This is a genomic window from Micromonospora sp. NPDC048170 (assembly GCF_040652795.1).
In the GTDB taxonomy this organism is placed as follows: Bacteria; Actinomycetota; Actinomycetes; order Mycobacteriales; family Micromonosporaceae; genus Micromonospora.
Genome location: NZ_JBEZMR010000014.1, coordinates 44144 through 61152 on the forward strand (window position 1 = coordinate 44144; position 17009 = coordinate 61152).

13 protein-coding genes are annotated in these 17009 nt (G+C 72.2%); 10 read left to right on the forward strand and 3 right to left on the reverse strand.

Going from position 1 to position 17009, the window contains the following annotated elements; translation table 11 throughout:
• Positions 1 to 29: 29 nt before the first annotated feature.
• On the reverse strand, positions 30 to 920 hold the full coding sequence (locus AB0D32_RS19145) for an MBL fold metallo-hydrolase (RefSeq protein ID WP_357091467.1): 891 nt from the start codon (positions 918 to 920) through the stop codon (positions 30 to 32).
• Positions 921 to 1215: 295 nt separating this feature from the next.
• Between AB0D32_RS19145 and AB0D32_RS19150 the strand changes: the two genes are divergently transcribed.
• The 3 genes from AB0D32_RS19150 (at position 1216) to AB0D32_RS19160 (ending at position 7126) form a co-directional block, all read left to right on the forward strand.
• A complete protein-coding gene (locus tag AB0D32_RS19150) occupies positions 1216 to 2709 on the forward strand; it encodes an aldehyde dehydrogenase family protein (RefSeq protein ID WP_357091665.1) in 1494 nt (497 codons plus the stop codon).
• A gap of 44 nt (positions 2710 to 2753) precedes the next feature.
• Positions 2754 to 2987: an acyl carrier protein gene (locus AB0D32_RS19155; protein ID WP_357091470.1), complete on the forward strand. Its 234-nt coding sequence runs from the start codon at positions 2754 to 2756 to the stop codon at positions 2985 to 2987.
• 224 nt (positions 2988 to 3211) lie between these two features.
• Entirely contained in the window at positions 3212 to 7126 is a 3915-nt protein-coding gene (locus tag AB0D32_RS19160) for an amino acid adenylation domain-containing protein (RefSeq protein WP_357091473.1), read from the forward strand.
• Positions 7127 to 7211: 85 nt separating this feature from the next.
• On the opposite strand, the gene AB0D32_RS19165 is transcribed toward AB0D32_RS19160, so the two are convergent.
• On the reverse strand, positions 7212 to 8237 hold the full coding sequence (locus tag AB0D32_RS19165; protein WP_357091476.1) for an acyl-CoA dehydrogenase family protein: 1026 nt from the start codon (positions 8235 to 8237) through the stop codon (positions 7212 to 7214).
• A gap of 204 nt (positions 8238 to 8441) precedes the next feature.
• On the opposite strand from AB0D32_RS19165, the gene AB0D32_RS19170 reads away from it, so the two are divergent.
• Positions 8442 to 8795 (forward strand): VOC family protein, encoded by a 354-nt coding sequence (locus AB0D32_RS19170; RefSeq protein ID WP_357004618.1) that lies wholly within the window; start codon positions 8442 to 8444, stop codon positions 8793 to 8795.
• 137 nt (positions 8796 to 8932) lie between these two features.
• On the opposite strand, the gene AB0D32_RS19175 is transcribed toward AB0D32_RS19170, so the two are convergent.
• Entirely contained in the window at positions 8933 to 10186 is a 1254-nt protein-coding gene (locus tag AB0D32_RS19175) for a condensation domain-containing protein (RefSeq protein ID WP_357091479.1), read from the reverse strand.
• A gap of 178 nt (positions 10187 to 10364) precedes the next feature.
• Here AB0D32_RS19175 and AB0D32_RS19180 point away from each other — a divergent pair, with 178 nt between their 5' ends.
• From AB0D32_RS19180 to AB0D32_RS19205, 6 genes are all read left to right on the forward strand, one after another.
• Positions 10365 to 11564, forward strand: coding sequence for a cytochrome P450 (locus AB0D32_RS19180; RefSeq protein WP_357091482.1), 1200 nt, complete (start codon positions 10365 to 10367; stop codon positions 11562 to 11564).
• Between the two features lie 52 nt (positions 11565 to 11616).
• A complete protein-coding gene (locus AB0D32_RS19185; protein WP_357091485.1) occupies positions 11617 to 12774 on the forward strand; it encodes an acyl-CoA dehydrogenase family protein in 1158 nt (385 codons plus the stop codon).
• Between the two features lie 30 nt (positions 12775 to 12804).
• On the forward strand, positions 12805 to 13908 hold the full coding sequence (locus AB0D32_RS19190) for an acyl-CoA dehydrogenase family protein (protein ID WP_357091489.1): 1104 nt from the start codon (positions 12805 to 12807) through the stop codon (positions 13906 to 13908).
• A gap of 35 nt (positions 13909 to 13943) precedes the next feature.
• Positions 13944 to 14288, forward strand: a complete 345-nt coding sequence (locus tag AB0D32_RS19195) for an MmcQ/YjbR family DNA-binding protein (protein WP_357091492.1) — start codon at positions 13944 to 13946, stop codon at positions 14286 to 14288.
• Positions 14289 to 14354: 66 nt separating this feature from the next.
• A complete protein-coding gene (locus AB0D32_RS19200) occupies positions 14355 to 15371 on the forward strand; it encodes a methyltransferase (RefSeq protein WP_357091494.1) in 1017 nt (338 codons plus the stop codon).
• Positions 15368 to 16990, forward strand: a complete 1623-nt coding sequence (locus tag AB0D32_RS19205) for an AMP-binding protein (RefSeq protein WP_357091497.1) — start codon at positions 15368 to 15370, stop codon at positions 16988 to 16990. The genes AB0D32_RS19200 and AB0D32_RS19205 overlap by 4 nt, the downstream gene beginning before the upstream one ends.
• Positions 16991 to 17009 lie beyond the last annotated feature (19 nt).

Genomic DNA, 17009 nt, shown 5'->3' on the forward strand with positions numbered 1-17009 from the left:
TGTCGCGGGCGGTCCGCGTCGGGCGCAGGTCAGTCGGCGGCCGGCGCGGTCGCCGCGCGGTGCAGGATACGGCTCTCGCCCACCGCCAGGTCCCACAGGTCCTCGGCGGCCCGCCCGCTGGCCTGCCACGCCTGCCGGGCCTGCTTCAGCGGCTCCAACGGCGCCTCGGCGGAAAGCGCGAAGGCTCCCCAGTGCATGGTGGCCATCCGCTGGGCACCCAGGTCACCGCAGGCGCGTACGGCCTCCGCCGGGTTCATGTGCAGCGGCTTCATGAACCAGCGGGGAAGATAGGCGCCGACCGGCATCAGGGCGAGGTCCACCGGGCCGCAGCGGCGCCCGATCTCCGCGAAGTAGGGCCCGTAGGCGGAGTCCCCGGCGAAGAAGACACGCCTGGACGGGACGCCGCCGGCGGGGTCGGCGTCGGCCTCCAGCATCCAGCCACCCCACAGGCTCCGACAGCCGTCGAAGAGTGTCCGGCGGCTCCAGTGGTGCACCGGAACGAACTGGAACTCGACCGCGCCGAGGCGGGCGCTCTCCCACCAGTCCAGCTCCGTGACGGCCGTGAACCCCAGCCGGCGGAACCACCAGCCCAGCCCGCCCGGCACGAGCATCAGGACGTGGCGCGGCAGCCGGCGGATCGTGGGCGCGTCGAGGTGGTCGAAGTGGTTGTGGCTGATGACCACGGCGTCGACCGGGGGCAGGGCCTCCCAGCTCAGGCCTGGTGGGGTGAAGCGGGGCCGTACCCCGGGGATGCGCCGTGACCACACCGGGTCGGTGAGCACCACGAGCCCGCCGATCTGGAGCACGAACGAGGCGTGACCGACCCAGGTGGCCACCACCTCGCCCGCGCCGGCGGGCGGCAGTCGGTCGGCGGCGGAGTGGACGGGAATCTGGTCGACCTGGCTCAGGTCGGGCCTCATCCCACCCTCGGCCATCAGCTTGCGGACCGCCCGGGAGCCGGGCACCGGATGGGTCAGCCGATCGGCAAAGCTGGCCGGCCAACTACGCCCGCCATGCTTTTTGGCATGCATCCTGTCAAAGACGCGATAAACACTCCGCGGACATCTCATCACGTACCCCGATGTTCTCGCCAGAAAGCCCGAGTCTGGCTGCCGTTTTGCGCCGTTAGCTAGGCCCGATCGAGGGTATGCCGAGGCTGATATTTACGCTAGCGTCTCTCGCATGTCGGCGACCACACACACCGACAGGCTATCTATGTCCTGTCTGGACGATCTGCCCCGAGGGCTGTTCATCGGAGGCAGATGGTCGCCCGCCGACGACCATCGCCAATTGACGTGTCTGCGTCCGTCCACAGAGGAGACGCTGACGACGGTCGCGCACGCTGGTGCCACCGATGTGGCGAGGTCCGTCGCCGCGGCGAGCGCAGCCGGTCGGCCCGGGTCCCGATGGCACCGGATGTCTCCCGCTGCCCGGTCCCGGCTGTTGCACCGGGTCGGCGACCTGATCCTCCAGCATGCCGACCGGCTGGCTCTGCTCGACTGCCTCGACAACGGCAAGCCGCTGCGGGTGGCCCGGGCCGGCGACGTCCCGGCCGCCGCTGCGGTGTTCCACTACATGGCCGGCTGGCCCGGCCGGTTGAACGGCGAGAACGCCTCGATCTACACCGGCAGCCCGGAGCGGCACATCGCCCTGACCGTGCCCGAGCCGGTGGGCGTGGTGGCGGCCATCATCCCGTGGAACTTCCCGCTCTACATGGCCGCGGCGAAGGTGGCGCCCGCACTGGCGGCGGGCTGCACCATCGTGCTGAAGCCCGCCGAGCAGACGCCGCTGTCCGCGCTGCTGCTCGCACAACTGACGCAGGAGGCCGGCCTGCCGCCGGGCGTGCTGAACGTCGTCACCGGCGACGCCGCCACCGGCGCGGCGCTCGCCGCGCACCCGGACGTCGACAAGGTCACCTTCACCGGGTCGACGGAGGTCGGACGCAGCATCGTGCGGGCCGCGGCCGTCGACTTCCGGCGGGTGACCCTGGAACTGGGCGGCAAGTCACCGAGCATCGTGTTCAGCGACGCCGACCTGTCTCGGGCGATGGACGGCGCGGCCCACGCGATCTTCTACAACCAGGGTGAGACCTGCGTGGCCGGTTCTCGTCTGTACGTGCAGCGGCCGGTCTTCGACGAGGTCGTCGCGGGAATCCGGGAGCGGGCCGCGGCGATCAGGCTCGGCGACGGTCTGGACCGGGACACGGACATGGGGCCGCTGATCTCCGCGGAGCACCGGGCGCGGGTGCTGTCCTACCTGCGCTCGGCCCGCGACGGCGGCGCGCGGGTCACCGGCGGCCACGCGTTGGACTCGCCGGGCTTCTTCTGCACTCCGGCCGTGGTGACCGACGCCGACCCGCAGGCGCCGGTGGTCCGCGAGGAGATCTTCGGCCCGGTGCTGGTGGCACAGCCCTTCGACACGGTGCAGGAGGCGGTGGCACTGGCCAACGACAGCCCGTACGGGCTCGCCGCCGGCGTCTTCACCCGCGACCTGGGCCTGGCGCACCAGGTTGGCCGCCGGCTGCACGCCGGCACCGTGTGGATCAACAGTTGGCACGTGCTCGATCCGGCGCTGCCTTTCGGCGGAATGCGGGGCTCGGGTTGGGGACGGGAGATGGGCAGGGCAGGCGTCGACGCCTTTCTCGAGACAAAAACACTGATAAATGACCTCGGCATCCGTCCGTGGGGGCCGGCACCTGCTTCGAGGTGAGCACCGGCCGCGCTCGGCGACCGGGCACGTCGTGGGGAGGCATCGTGACAAGCGAACAGCAGATGCTCGACATCTGGAAGAACATATTCGGCCGCCAGGTGGAGTCGGACACCGACTTCTTCGACGATCTCGAGGGCGACTCGATGGCGGCGGCGGCCATCGTGCACTGGGTGAACATCGTCTTCGGCGTACAACTGCCGATGATCGAGGTCTTCGACCGGCCCACCCCCGCAGAACTGACCGGGGCGGTGAACGACCTGCGGGCCACCGCACGGTAGCCCGCCGTACGGCCCGTGCTGATCCCTCGCCCGGTCGCCAAAGGTCCTCGGCCAACCGCATCCCGAGAGACCGCCCGAGCGCACCTCCGGCAGGGCATTCGTACCACCTTCTTGTCGACCGGCCACCCCGAGGGAACGTCATGGACATCGCGAGATCGGAGCACCACCCATCATCAGCCGGCCTCCCACAGGCCCCGCCGCCGGCACCGTCCCGCTCGGCGCCGTTGAGTGACCTGCAGTACGCGTATCTGCTCGGCGAACTGGGCGACTTTCAGCTCGGTGGTCCCGCCCTCTTCTTCGAGGAGTACGCCTGCCAGGAGCTGGACATCCGCACGTTCAGCGCGGCCCTGCAGCAGCTCATGAACCGGCACGAGATGCTCCGGGCGTCGTTCGACGAGACGGGCCTGCTGCACGTGCAGGACGAACTGCCGGTACCGCTGACCTACCGGTCGCTGCGCGGCCAGCCGGAACATGTCTGCCGGCGGCTTCTCACCCGCAATCGGGAGCGCTGTTACGACGAGGGGCCACCGCGCGACGGGCACGCTCCGTTCGAGGTCTTCGTCTTCGCCCTGGACACCCACGTCGTGGTGCAGGTGTGCGCGCGGCTGCTGGCCATCGACGGGTTCTCGGGTGAGATCTTCGCCCAGGAGCTGCGGGCCCTGCTGGACGGTGAGTCGCTGCCCCCGCTGCGGTACACCTTCCGGGAGTACCGTAACGAGTTCGAGCGACGCAAGGACAGCGCCGAGCACGAGCGGGCCCGCCGTTACTGGCTCGACCGGCTGGACCGCCTGCCCGCGGCGCCGGAGCTGCCCCGCCGCCGGATGACCGGCGATCCCAGCCCGCGCCTGGTGCGCCGGGTCTTCAAGCTCACTGCCGAGCAGTGGACCAGCCTGGCCGCACGCATCAGGAAGAATCGGCTCACCGGCACGATGGTGCTCGGCGCGGCGTTCTGCGAGGTGTTGCGGCACTGGTCGAAGAACGCCGACTTCACCATCAACATCATGTACGGCGACCGGCTGCCGTTCCACCCGGAGGCCGACAAGATCATCGGCAACTTCAGCAGCACCCTGCTGATGGAGTGCCGCCCGGGTGACCCGGGCGACACCTTCCTCGACCGGGCCCGCGCCTGGCGTCGGCAACTGCTTCAGGACATGGAGCACTCCTCCTTCGGCGGAGTCTCCGTCATCCGACAGCTCAACCAGCGGACGGGCAACGCCCGTAACGCACTGATGCCGGTGGTGTTCACCAGCATGCTCGGCGTCGGGGAGCCGGACAGCGGCGTCTTCCTGGAACACCTCGGCTGGCAGCGGCTGGAGGGCAAGGTCCGCACGCCGCAGGTCGCGTTGGACCACCAGGTGTTCGTGGCCGGCAACGCCCTCGTCACCACCTGGGACAGCGCGGACGACCTCTACCCGGCGGGCCTGATCGACGACATGTTCGCCGCCTACCGGTCCCTGCTGGTCCGGCTGGCCACCGAGGACGAGGCGTGGGGGATGGAATCGTTCGATCTCACCCCGGCGGCCCAGCTGAAGATCCGCGAGCAGGTCAACGACACCGCCGCACCGGCCCGGGTGGCCACCATGCATCAGCTCTTCGAGGAGCAGGCCGAGCGGCAGCCGGGCCGGCTCGCGGTGATCGCCGACGGCCGGGAGATCACCTACGCCCAGCTGCGCGACCAGGCCAACGCCCTCGCGGCGGAGCTCGTCGCGGCGGGGGTACGGCCGGGCGAGGTGGTCGGCGTGCAGGCGCTGCGCGGGGCGCACCAGATCATCGCGTTGCTCGGGGTGCTGATGGCCGGGGCCGCGTACGTGCCGGTCTCGCCGCAGTGGCCCCGCCGCCGCCGCGAGCAGGTGGCCGAGATCTGTGGACTGCGGGTGCTGCTGGCCGACCGCAGCATCCAGGGCGAGGAGCCGTACGCAGGTGGGCGGACCATCGACATCGCCACCGCCGTCGCCCGGCAGGACGGCGCGGCGCGGCCGGCGGTCGACGTCAGCCCGGAGTCGCTGGCGTACGTCATCTTCACCTCCGGTACCTCCGGCACGCCGAAGGGAGTGATGATCTCGCACGGCAGCGTCGTCAACACGCTTGTCGACATCAACGAGCGGTTCGGGCTCAGCCCCCGCGACCGGGTGCTCGCCGTCTCCGACTACACGTTCGACCTGTCGGTGTGGGACGTGTTCGGGATGCTCGCCGCCGGCGGGGTGGTGGTCGTACCGGCCGCCGGGCAGGAGCGCGAGGTCACCCACCTCTACGAACTGTCCCAGGTCACCGGAGTCACGGTGTGGAACAGCGTCCCGGCCTACCTGGCGATGTTCGTGGAGTTCGTACGCACCAGCGGCCGGCACCCGCTCACCGAGCTGCGGCTGGCCATGGTCAGCGGCGACTGGGTACCGATCAACCTCGGCGCGGAGCTGGCGGAGATCGCTCCGCACGCCGCCTGCGTCAGCCTCGGTGGCGCGACGGAGGCCTCCATCTGGTCCAACTACCACCCGGTGCCGGTACGGATACCCCCGCACTGGATCTCGATCCCGTACGGTCACCCGCTGCGCAACCAGCGTTTCCAGGTGCTCGACGCCCGCCTGAGAGACCGTCCCGACTGGGTGCCGGGCGAGCTGTTCATCGGCGGGCGCGGCCTCGCCCTGGGCTACCTGGGCGACGGGGAACTGACCGCCGCGTCGTTCCTCGTGCACCCGCGGCAGCAGGAACGGATCTACCGTACGGGCGACTGGGCCCGCTACTGGCCCGACGGCACGCTGGAGTTTCTCGGCCGGGAGGACCCGCAGGTCAAGGTCAACGGTTTTCGGGTGGAGCTCGGCGAGATCGAGGCGGCACTGCTGGCCCACCCGGCGGTCACCGACGCCGCCGTGGTCACCCGCACCGACGGAAGGGCCGTGTCGCTGGTCGCCTTCGTGGCCTCGCAGACCCCGGCCGAGCAGTTGGTCACGCAACTGAAGGACCACCTCGCGTCCCGGTTGCCGGACTACATGGTGCCGCGCAGCATCGACGTGCGGTCGCGGCTGCCGCTGACCGCCAACGGCAAGGTCGACCGGCGGCAGCTGGCCGAGCGGGCGGTCGATGTAGGGGCCACCCGGCATGTCGACGACGCGCCCCGAACCGGCACCGAGCGGGCCCTGGCCACGCTGTGGCAGGAGCTGTTGGAGGTGCCGGAGGTCGCCCGCTCCGTCGACTTCTTCGCCTACGGCGGCAGTTCGCTCCTGGCGGCGCGACTGATGAACCGCATCGAGCAGCAGTTCGGGCGGCGGCTGCCGCTGGCCACACTCTACACCTCGGGCACCATCGCGGAGATAGCCGCACTGCTCGACGCCGCCTGCCGCACGGGGCCGTCGCGCAGCCTGGTCACGCTGTCCGACAACGGGCACCGCCCGCTGGTCCTGGTGCACCCGGTCGGCGGCGACCTGCTGTGCTACCGCCCGCTGCTGGCCGAGCTGGGCGAGCGGCACCGGGTGCTCGGCCTGGCCGCACCGTCGCCGGCGCAGCCGGGCGTGACCATCGAGGAGTTGGCCACCGGTTACCTGGCGGAACTCGCGCCGGTCCTGGCGAGCGAGCCGCCCGACCGGGCAATCCGGCTGGCCGGCTGGTCGCTGGGCGGCGTGGTGGCGTACGAGATGGCCCGGCAGCTGCGGCGGCAGGGACGGGAGTGCGCGGTGCTGCTCATCGACCCGTGGATCGGCTGCGGCACCAACCCCACGGTCGACGACGCCTCCCTCGTGAAGGCGTTCCTGCACAACCTCGCCGGCACGCCGGTGGAGGTGACGAGCGACCCGTGCAACCCGAACGCCGCACAGGAGACGCTACGCCGGACGTGGGCCGCGCCCCCACCGCAGCTCAAGGAGCTGAAATCGCTGACGTACGCCGAGTTGCAGACGGTGTACGGGGTCTTCGAGGCCAACACCCGGGCGCTGCTCAGGTACTCGTTCGTCGCCGAAGAGGGCCTGGAGCTGGACGTGGTGGAGGCGTCGCGGGGTCTGATCGGTCCGGCGGCGGGCTACCTGTCGCCGCTGCGGCACGCCGCGGCCACGCTCCCGGCCCGCTTCCACATGCTGGAGGCCGACCACTTCACGGTGGTCGACCGCGAGCAGGCGCAGGCTGTGGCTCGGATGGTCGACGGGATGCGATAGGCCGGTACACGGGGCCCGCGACGCCGGTCGTACGCGTCGCGGGCCCCGTGCCGGTGCGGTGCCCGGCGGCACCGCCGCGGCACTGTCAGGCGACGCCCGTGGATGTGGTGAACGCGGTGTGCAGGGCATCGCGGATGCCCGGGCGGGAGCCGAAGACCAGCAGGAAGGTCGCCTCCCGCACCAGCCGCTGGGCGTGCTGGTCGAGCAGGACCGCGCGGCTGCCGGCGGCCACGGCGAGGTTCGCGCCGGCCCGCAACGCCAGCTCCGAGGCGGCGGCCCGGGCAGCGGGCATGGTCTCCGGGTCTGCCGCGTCGAGGCGGTCACGGACGGCGTCGAGCTGCGGGCGCAACCGCGGCTCGTCCGCCAGCTCGATCGCCCGGTCAGCCACCCCGAGCGCGAGGGAACCGTTGAAGCGCAGCGTCGCCGGGTCCCGCTGCTGCCACGCCTGGAGCGGCATCTGGTTGGCGACCCGGTCGGCAGGCACGAAGTGGTTGTCGAAGGTGACCGTCACGGTGCTGCTGGCGTTCACCGCCGACATCCGCAGCGGCTCGACGGTCAGCGTGTCACTCGTCGCGGCGTCGACCAGGGCGAAGACCAGCGTGTCGTCGGCGAGCCGGGCGGCCACGTAGATCGTGTCGACCAGGCCCCAGCCGCTCACCCACGGCGCGGCGCCGGAGAACAGGAACCCACCGACGGCCGGCGTCGCCGACAGGGCCGCCGGACCGGGCCGCACCGCCGCGCCGATCGCCAGCCCCGCCCGGCGTTGCCCCGCGGCCAGCGGCTCCAGCCAGGCCGCCCGTAGCTGGGCGTTGCTGGTGTTGGCCGCCGCCATCACCGCATTGTGGTGCTGGGCCCACAGGAACGTGGTGGTGAGGCAGCCGCTGGCGAGGGTCTCGATGACCCGGCACACCGCCGGGAAGCCCGGCAGGTCGAGGCGGTTGAACTCCGGGGGCGCGGCCAGTCCGTAGAAGCCCTGCTCGGCGAGCAGGTCCAGGTGGGAGATGGGGACGCGGTCGGCGCCGTCGACCGCCAGCGCGGCGGGGAAGAACACCTCGTCGGCGATCTCGCGCGCCTGTCGCAGGCTCATGGACTCGTCGATGGAGACAGTCACAGCGGTGCCCTCCGTTCACGGGGCCCCGGGGGGCCGATGGTGCGGGCCGATGGGCCCGGTGGCCGCGTCGGCTGCCGCGGTGGCTGACCCGCCAACCACCAGAACTCGTCTTTACAAGCGTCCTTGTGTGTCTGCCAAAGACGAGCCAATGCCCGTTATGATGCTAGGACATCTCCCCCGACAGATCACGCACCGGAGGGCGCCGTGGCAGGAGAACCTTCGTTCATCGAGTTTGCAGTTCCGGTTCCCGAACGCACCCGGGACTTCTACGAGGCGCTGTTCGGCTGGAAGTTCACGATGCTCACCCACGGGTCGTACATCGAGATGCCGGGCGCGGCCCCGGGCCTGGAGGCCGGCTCCCACCCGGACACCGACCCTCCGCACATCATCGTCTACTTCGCGGTGGACGACCTGGCAGCGGCCGTCGAACGGGTCAAGGAGCTGGGCGGCGAGGTGGGCCCGTTGCGGCCCCCGAGCCCGCAGTACGGCGCGTTCGCCGAGTGCCGCGACAGCCAGGGCGTCGCCTTCGGCCTGCGGGAGCTACCCAAGGCCGGGTGACCGCCCTTCCGGATGCGACGGGGGCGGTCGGCGGGGTGCCGCCGGCCGCCCCCGCTCTGCCTGTCGCGCCGTCGCCTGTCGTTGCGCCGCCGTTGGACCTACGGCAACGCCGCAGGGCTCCACCGCATGGCGGCTTCTCAGGACGGCGTGCCCAGCAGGCGGTGCGGATCCGTCACCACCGCCGCAGCCAGCTCCACGTAGTCCTTGACGAGCTGCCGCGCCCAGTCCGGGGTGAACCGGTCGCGGTCGCACATGAGGACGGCGGTGAGCGCGTCATCCTGCGGTACGACGACGAACTCCAGCGCGAACCGGCTGCGCTCGAGCTGCGCCTCAAGGTCGTCCAGCTCGTCGCCGCTCATGTCGGCCCTCGGCACGAACGACCCGAGCAGCTGGAACATGACGTCGTCGGTGCGGCCCTCGCCCGTGACCGTCCCGGGCGGCAGCAGCTGCGCCGGCAACTCCTGGTGGCGCAGGCCCTCCATCACCACGTTGCGTACCTGACGCAGCAGGTCGGTGAACGGTTCGGCGGCGACCACCCGGCCGCGCAGCAGCACCATGGACACGAAGAAGCCGACCGTGTCGCGGACCTCCGGCCGGCTGCGGTTGGCGAACAGCGACGCCACCGTCAGGTCCGACTGGCCGGTGGCCCGGTGCAGCACCAGGTAGAACAGGGAGAGCATCACCGGGAAGAGGGTGGTGCGTTGCCGGCGGGCAAGCTGGTGCAGCCCCTGCGTGACGTGCGGGTCGATGGCCAGCTCCACCGACACCCAGGCCGGCTCGTCGGGGCCTCGGAGGACCTCGGCGCGCTCGGGCAGGCCTACCAGCCGCGCTCCGTCGAGCTGCCCACGCCAGTGGTCGAACAGCGCCCCCGAGTCCGGCCCGGAGATCCGCTCCCGCTGCCAGGCCGCCCACGTGGCGTACTGCCAGCCGACCTCCGGCAGCTCCTCGCCCTGGTAGAGCGCGCGGATGTCGCGTGACAGCAGCGCGTTGGACCAGTCGTCGCTGACGTAGTGGTGCATGGTCAGCACGAAGACGTGGTGCTCGGGGCCGACGGTGATCAGCGTGGGCCGGGTGGGCCACACGTCGATGTCCACGGCGACGGACAGCTCGGTTGCGATGTGTTCGCGGGCGGCCCGCCGGGGATCGGCGTGCCCGGAGACGTCCGCCCGAAGCAGCTCGACCGGGCGCGGCGGATTGATCACCTGGACGAGCTGGCGCCGCCGGGCGACGAATGTCGTCCGCAGCGACTCGTGCCGCTCGTGCAACAGGTCCACGGCGCGGCGCAGGGCGGCGACGTCGCAGTCCCCGCGCAGGTGCCACACCACCTGCTCGTTGAGTGAGTGCTGCTGCCCTCGATAGTGGTCCATCAGCCACAGGAGGCGTTGACCCACCGAAGCCGGTTCCTCTCGCATACCGGCGACGCTACCGCAGCGAGCGCGTGGTTACGAGTGTCCTGAAGATACTCCCACAGTCTCCGCAAACACTCCTTGACACGAGTTTCGGAGAGCCCGAATAATCGGCGGCGGACGCGGGGCGTGCACGCCGTACCGGTCCCGTCGGGAGGCCCCAATGACAGCCGTTCGCGCGCCACGGGTCAGCTTCGACGTCTCAGACCCGCGGCTGCTGGCCGACCCCTTCCCCACGTACGAGCAGCTGCGCCGTACCGGCGCCGTGCTGAGCAACGGGCCGGGACAGTGGGTGGTCCCCGGCTACCGCGAGGTGGCCGCCCTGCTCAAGGACCAGCGGCTGACCAAGACCCTGCCCGAGCAGTACTACCGCTTCACCGTCGGGGACCCGGAGCTGAGCGGCTTCCTGTCCGGGCAGAACCTCGGCCAGCGCAACCGGCTCGCCAGCCGGGTCCTGGTCAGCTCGTTCAGCCCCGGCCTGGTCCGGCGGCTCGGCGAACGCATGACCTCCCTCGTGGACGAGCTGCTCGAACCCGTTCTGGCGACCGGCCGGATGGACCTGGTCGCCGACCTCGCGCTGCCCTTTCCGCTGATGGTCATCTGCGATCTGCTCGGGGTGCCGGCAGCCGACCGTGCCCTACTGTGGCCGCACGCGGCACAGCTGGTCAGAGCCTTCAGCGACGTGGCGTTCGGCAACGACCATGACGTCGACGAGGCGGTCCGGTCGCTGCGCTGGCTGCGCGCGTACCTCGGTGACCTCGTCGAGGACGGTCCCGGCGGCGACAACCTGCTGACCCGGATGGCCACGACCGAGTCGGACGGGCAGCGACTGCGCCGCGAGGAGATCGTCGACAACGCCATCACGGTCTTCTACGCCGGCTTCGAGACGTCGATGGGCATGATCTCCAACGGCATGGTCGCCCTGCTGGAGCACCCCGACCAGCTTGCCCGGCTACGGGCGGGGGCCGCCGGCACCGCCACCGCCATCGAGGAGATGCTGCGCTACGAGGCGCCGATCCAGGTGACCATGCGCAGCCCGGTCGAACCGGTGGAGGTCGCCGGCCGGGTCATCCGCCCCGGCCGCGTCCTCTACCTGCTGGTCGGATCGGCCAACCGGGACCCGGAGCAGTTCGACGAGCCGGACCGCTTCGACGTCGGCCGCCGGCCCAACCAGCACCTCAGCTTCGGAGCCGGCGTGTACCACTGCCTGGGCGCCGCCCTGGCCCGCGCCGAAGGCCTCGCCGTGTTCGACCGGCTGCTGAGTCGTACCAGTGCCATCGAGTTCGACGGCGAGCCGGTGCGTCGGCCGCGCTTCAACTTCCGCACGTACGACCGGGTGCCGCTCGCGGTGCGCCTGGCGTGACAGTGACCAGCCTGAGGCGCCCGGACCCGGCCGCCAGGAAGCGAGGACGGCGTTGAACCTGCACGACGACCCGGCCGAGGCCGCGTTCCGCGCCGGGCTGCGCGACTGGCTCCGGTCCCGCCTGCCGGACGACGACCCTTCCCGTACGTGGAGCACCGCGCAGCTGCGCGAGTGGAGCCGCGACCTGTCCGAGGCCGGCTACGCCGGTATCACCTGGCCGAAGGAGTACGGCGGCCGCGGGCTGAGCGCCGCCTACCAGGCCATCTTTGTCGAGGAGACCGCCCGCGCCGGCGCGCCGGACCACATCAACATCATCGGAATGAACATGGTCGGCCCGACGCTCATCGCGCACGGCACCGACGAGCAGAAGGCGCGCTACCTGCCCGGCATCCTGTCCGGTCGTACCCTGTTCTGCCAGGGTTTCTCGGAGCCGGAGGCCGGCTCCGACCTGGCGGCGGTGCGCACCTCGGCCCGGCGGGCGGAGCCGGACGGCTATCTGCTCGACGGCGAGAAGGTCTGGTCCTCCTACGCCCACCTGGCCGACCACTGCCTGCTGCTGGCCCGCACCGGCCCCGCCGAACCAAAGCACCAGGGCCTGACGTGCTTCCTGTTGGACATGCGGGCGCCGGGGGTGAAGGTGTCGCCCCTGCGGCAGCTCAACGGCGACACCGACTTCAACCAGATCATCCTGACCGAGACGCCGGTCGGCGACGCGGACGTCGTGGGCGAGGTCGGCAGGGGCTGGTCGGTGGCGCTGTCCACGTTGGCCCACGAGCGGGGCACGTTCGGGATCACCCTCACCGCCCGGTTGGTCGCGCAGTTCGACCGGTTGCTGCGGCTGGTGCGCGAGGTCGGCGCCGAGGGCGACCCCGCCGTCCGCCGCGAGCTGGCCACGTTGCACGCCCGGTTGCAGGGGCTGCGGTACACCGGCTACCGGTCGCTGGCCGCGCTGCGCCGGTCCGGCGAGCCCGGCGCGGAGGCGTCCATCCTCAAGCTCGAATGGTCGCTGCTGCACCAGCGGGTCTGCGCCCTCGCGCTGCGCATCCAGGGCCCAGCGGCGCTGCTCGACGGCGACGACGCCGCCTGGCACGGGTACTGGCAGCGGCAACGGCTACGCAGCCGGGCGAACACGATCGAGGGCGGCACCTCCGAGATCCTTCGCGGGATCGTCGCCGAGCGCGTGCTGGGCCTGCCCAGATCCCGCCAGTGACCACCGGCCCGCGACGACACGGAGAAGACCATGGACTTTGCCCTCACCGATGAGCAGCGCGACATCCGTCGGGCCGCCCGTGACCACCTGGAGCGGCACTTCCCGGCGATGCGGGTGTGTGCCCTGGCGGAGGGCCCCGGCGGGAGCGAGGCGGGTACCTGGCCCGAGCTGATCCGGCAGGGCTGGTTGGACGACGACCTCGACATGGTCGAGCTGACGCTGTTGGCCGAGGAGAGCGGGCGGTGCCTGCACCCGACGCCGTGGTGGACGACGGTTGCCCTGGCCGCACCGTACGCCCGGGCCGCCGGGGAGCCCCTGACCGTGCCGGCGACATTCGCCGACGGCGCCCCGGACGGCGCTGCGCACCCCGGTGCCGGGACGGTGCGGGCAACCCGCTCGCCGCAGGGCTGGACGCTCACCGGGCACGTGCCGGCGGTGCCGCAGGCGGGCGCAGTGCGCTGCGTCGTGGTACGCGCCCACACCGAGCAGGGACCCGCCGTGTTCGCCTGCGACACCGGCGCCCCCGGGCTGGCCGTCGAGGAGCTGTCGACACTGGACACGCTGCGCCGGATGGCCCGGGTCCGGTGGGACGGCACGCCGGCGCGGCTGCTCGTCGAGCCGACCGACACCCCGGAGGCGGCGCGCCGGGCCCAGCTGTGCGTCGGCGTGCTGTTGGCCGCCGAAGCGGTCGGCGTCGCGGCAGGCGCGCTGGACATGGCCGTCGCCCACGCCCGCCAGCGGGAGCAGTTCGGGCGGCCGATCGGCAGCTTCCAGGCCGTGGCGCACCAGCTGACCGACGCGTACGTCGACACCGAGTCGGCCCGGTCACTGGCGTACCGGGCCGCCTGGCTGGTGCAGAACGATCCCGAGACGTCACCGGCGTGCGCCCAGGCGGTCGACGAGGCGGTACTGGTGGCGCGCAGCGCGGCGGTACGCACCTGCGAGACCGCCGTCCAGATCACCGGCGGGATGGGGGTGACCTGGGAGTACCCGCTGCACCGGTGGCTGCGCCGGGCGCTGTGGCTGGAGGCCTTCCCGGGGTTCGGCGACGACCCGCACGGCCGGGTGGCCGAGCAGTTGCTGCGACGCGGCGGCCCGGACGAGATCACCCCGAGCACGCCCGACGGGCGTTAGCGTGATGCGTTCCGTCCACGACCGAGGAGGCCGCAGTGGTCAGCCCCGAAACCGTCAGCAGCATCGCCCTGTCGCTTCCCGGAGCGCACCAGTCGGCGCACTTCGACGTGACCGACTTCCGGGTCGGCAACAAGATCTTCTGCACCCTACCCAGGCCCGGTGTGATGGGGCTGCGGATCGACGTCGCCGAGCAGGCGGCGCTCATCAGCGAGGACCCGGCGACCTTCTCGGCGCCGAACAACAAGTACGGGCAGAGCGGTTGGACCTTCGTCGAACTGGCGACGGTCGACCCGACACAGCTGCGAGAGCTGATCACCGATGCGTGGCGCCGGCTCGCGTCCAGGAAGTTGCAGGCCGAGTTGGACGAGGCCGGTTCCTGACACCCCGCCACGCGACTCCGGTGGCCAGGCGCCGCCGGAGCCTCACGCGAAGGGACGGAGACACCCGTGGGCACCAGGCGCACCATCGACGCTGATTCGATCTTCAAGCTCCTTGAACTCGGCGACTACCTACTGCCGTACACCATCCGGGCAGTCTGCCTGCTCGGCGTGACCGACCACCTGGTGGACGGGCCGGTGCCGATGTCCCGGCTGGCCCAGACCACCGGGACCCACGAGCCCACCCTCCGCAAGACGCTGGAGTACCTGGCGACCCGGGACCTGTTCGAGCTCGTGGAGCCGGACAGCGTGGCGCTGACCCCGCTGTCCGACCTGCTGCGCGAGGGGCATCCCTACTCGGCACGCGACATCTTCCTCTCCCCGGTGGCGTGCACCCGGGCGATGGAGGGGCTCGCCGAGTCGATCCGCACCGGCGGGCCCGCGTTCGACGTGGTGCACGGCCGATCCATGTGGGAGCACCTGCGCGCCCAGCCCGAGGACGGAGAGGCGTTCGACAAGGTGATGAGCGGGGTCACCGGCATGGAACTGCTGGCGGTGCTGCGGTCCTGCGACTGGCGGCGCTTCGACAGCATTGTGGACGTCGGCGGCGGCAACGGTGGCTTCCTGGCCAGCCTGCTGCGCCGGGTCCGGGGCGCCCGGGGGGTGCTGTTCGACCTGCCGGGCGTCGTGGCCAACGCCCCCGCCGTCCTGGCCGCCGCGGGGGTCGCCGACCGGGTGGAGGTGGTGCCCGGCAGCTTCCTGGAGGGACCGATCCCGCCCGGCGGCGACGCGTACGTGCTCAAGCGCATCCTCTACAGCTGGAGCGACGACGAGGTGGTGGGCATTCTCGGCCGCGTCCGGGCCGCGATGAAGCCGCACAGCAGGCTGTTCATCATGGAGGCCGGGCGGCAGGAGGCCGAGGTGCCGGCCCTGGCGCGCCGCATGGACCTGCTCATGCACACCCTGACCGCAGGCGGCGCGCGGACCCTCGAACAGCAGGACGAGCTGCTGGGCCGGGCCGGACTGAAACTGGTCCGCAGCATCTCCACCCCGATGTTCCCGATCATCGAGGCGGCGCCCGCGTGACCGGACCGCTCAGCTGGCTGGACCGGCCCGACGAGCGGCGCGGCATCCGGTTCGCCGAACCCGACGGGTCGTGGCGGCTCTGGTCGTACGCCGAGCTGGCGGACCTGGTACGCCGGTACGCGGCTGCGCTGCGCGGCGCCGGGGTGGGCGCGGGCGAGGTGGTGTCGATCGTGGAGACCACCGGTCCACGGTTCGTGGGGTTGCTGTTCGGCACCATGCTGGCCGGCGCCGCCGCCTCGCCGGTGGCGCCACCGCCGCCCTTCGGGGACCGGGCCCGCTGGGCCGAGCACCTGCGCGGCGTGCTGCGGGCCAGCACACCGCGGCTGGTCGTGCACGATCCCGCGCTGTCCCCGGTGGCCGAGGTGTGTGCCGGGGCGGGCGTGCCAGCGTACGACAGCGAGGGGCTGCTCGACGCTGCCGACGGCCGCTGGGGGGCGACGACCGGGCCGGCCGGGCTGGCGCTGGTGCAGTTCACCTCGGGCAGCAGCGGCCGGGTACGCGGGGTCCGTGTGCCCCACCCGGCGCTGGCCGCCACCGTCGCCGGCATCCAGCGGTGGCTGCGGATGACGCCCGACGACCCGACCGCCTCCTGGCTGCCCGTGCACCACGACATGGGCCTGGTGGGCTGCCTGCTGGCGCCGGTGGCCACCGGGTCGGACCTGTGGCTGATGTCGCCGGGCGACTTCGTCCGCCGGCCGCTGCGCTACCTGGAGTGCTTCGGTCTGCGTGGCGCCCGGCTGACCGCGATGCCGGCCTTCGGGCTGGACCACATCGTCCGGCGGGTGCCCCGTGCGGCGCTGGCCGGAATGGACTTCTCGGCGTGGCGGGCGGTGATCGTCGGCGCGGAGCGGATCCGTCCGGCGCTGCTGGCGGAGTTCGCCCGCTTCGCCGCACCGCAGGGGCTGCGCCGCGAGGCGCTGCTGCCCGCGTACGGGCTGGCCGAGGCGACGCTGTCGGTGACCGGCGTACCGCTGGACACCGGCTGGCGCACCGCCACCACCGTGCAGGGCGAGGTGGTGGGCTGCGGACGCCCGCTCGCCGGCGCAGGGGTGACGGTGGTGGACGACGACGGCCGGGCCGTCGAGGACGGCACGGTCGGCGAGATCGTGGTGCGCGGCCCGTCCGTGGCGGCGGGTTACCTGCCGACGGTCGGGGACGGCACCGCCAACGGCACCCGGCTGGTCGACGGCGAGGTGCGCACCGGCGATGCGGGCTTCCTCGCCGATGGGGAACTGTTCGTGCTGGGCCGCCTCGGCGACGGCGTCAAGGTGCGCGGCCGGATGCTGCTCGCCGAGGACGTCGAGGCGGCGGCGGTTTCGGCCTGCGGGGCGCCGGTCGGGCGGATCACCGCCCTGCTCGGGCAGGTCGGTGACGCACCCCGGGTGGTCCTGCTGCTGGTCCGGCCCGAGCCGGGCTGGCTGCCAGCGGCGTGCGCCGCGGCCGAGGTCGCTGCGGAGGGGGTGCCGGTGGAGCCGGTGGTCGTGCCGGCGGGTGCCGTGGCGCGCACCAGCAGCGGCAAGCCCCGCCGCCGGCCCATGTGGCAGGACTACCTCGCCGGCCGGTTCCGTCTCGGGGAGCCGGCGCCGGCCGGGCCGGCGGGGGTGCTCGCGGCGCCGTGACCGGCGCTCGACGGGGCTG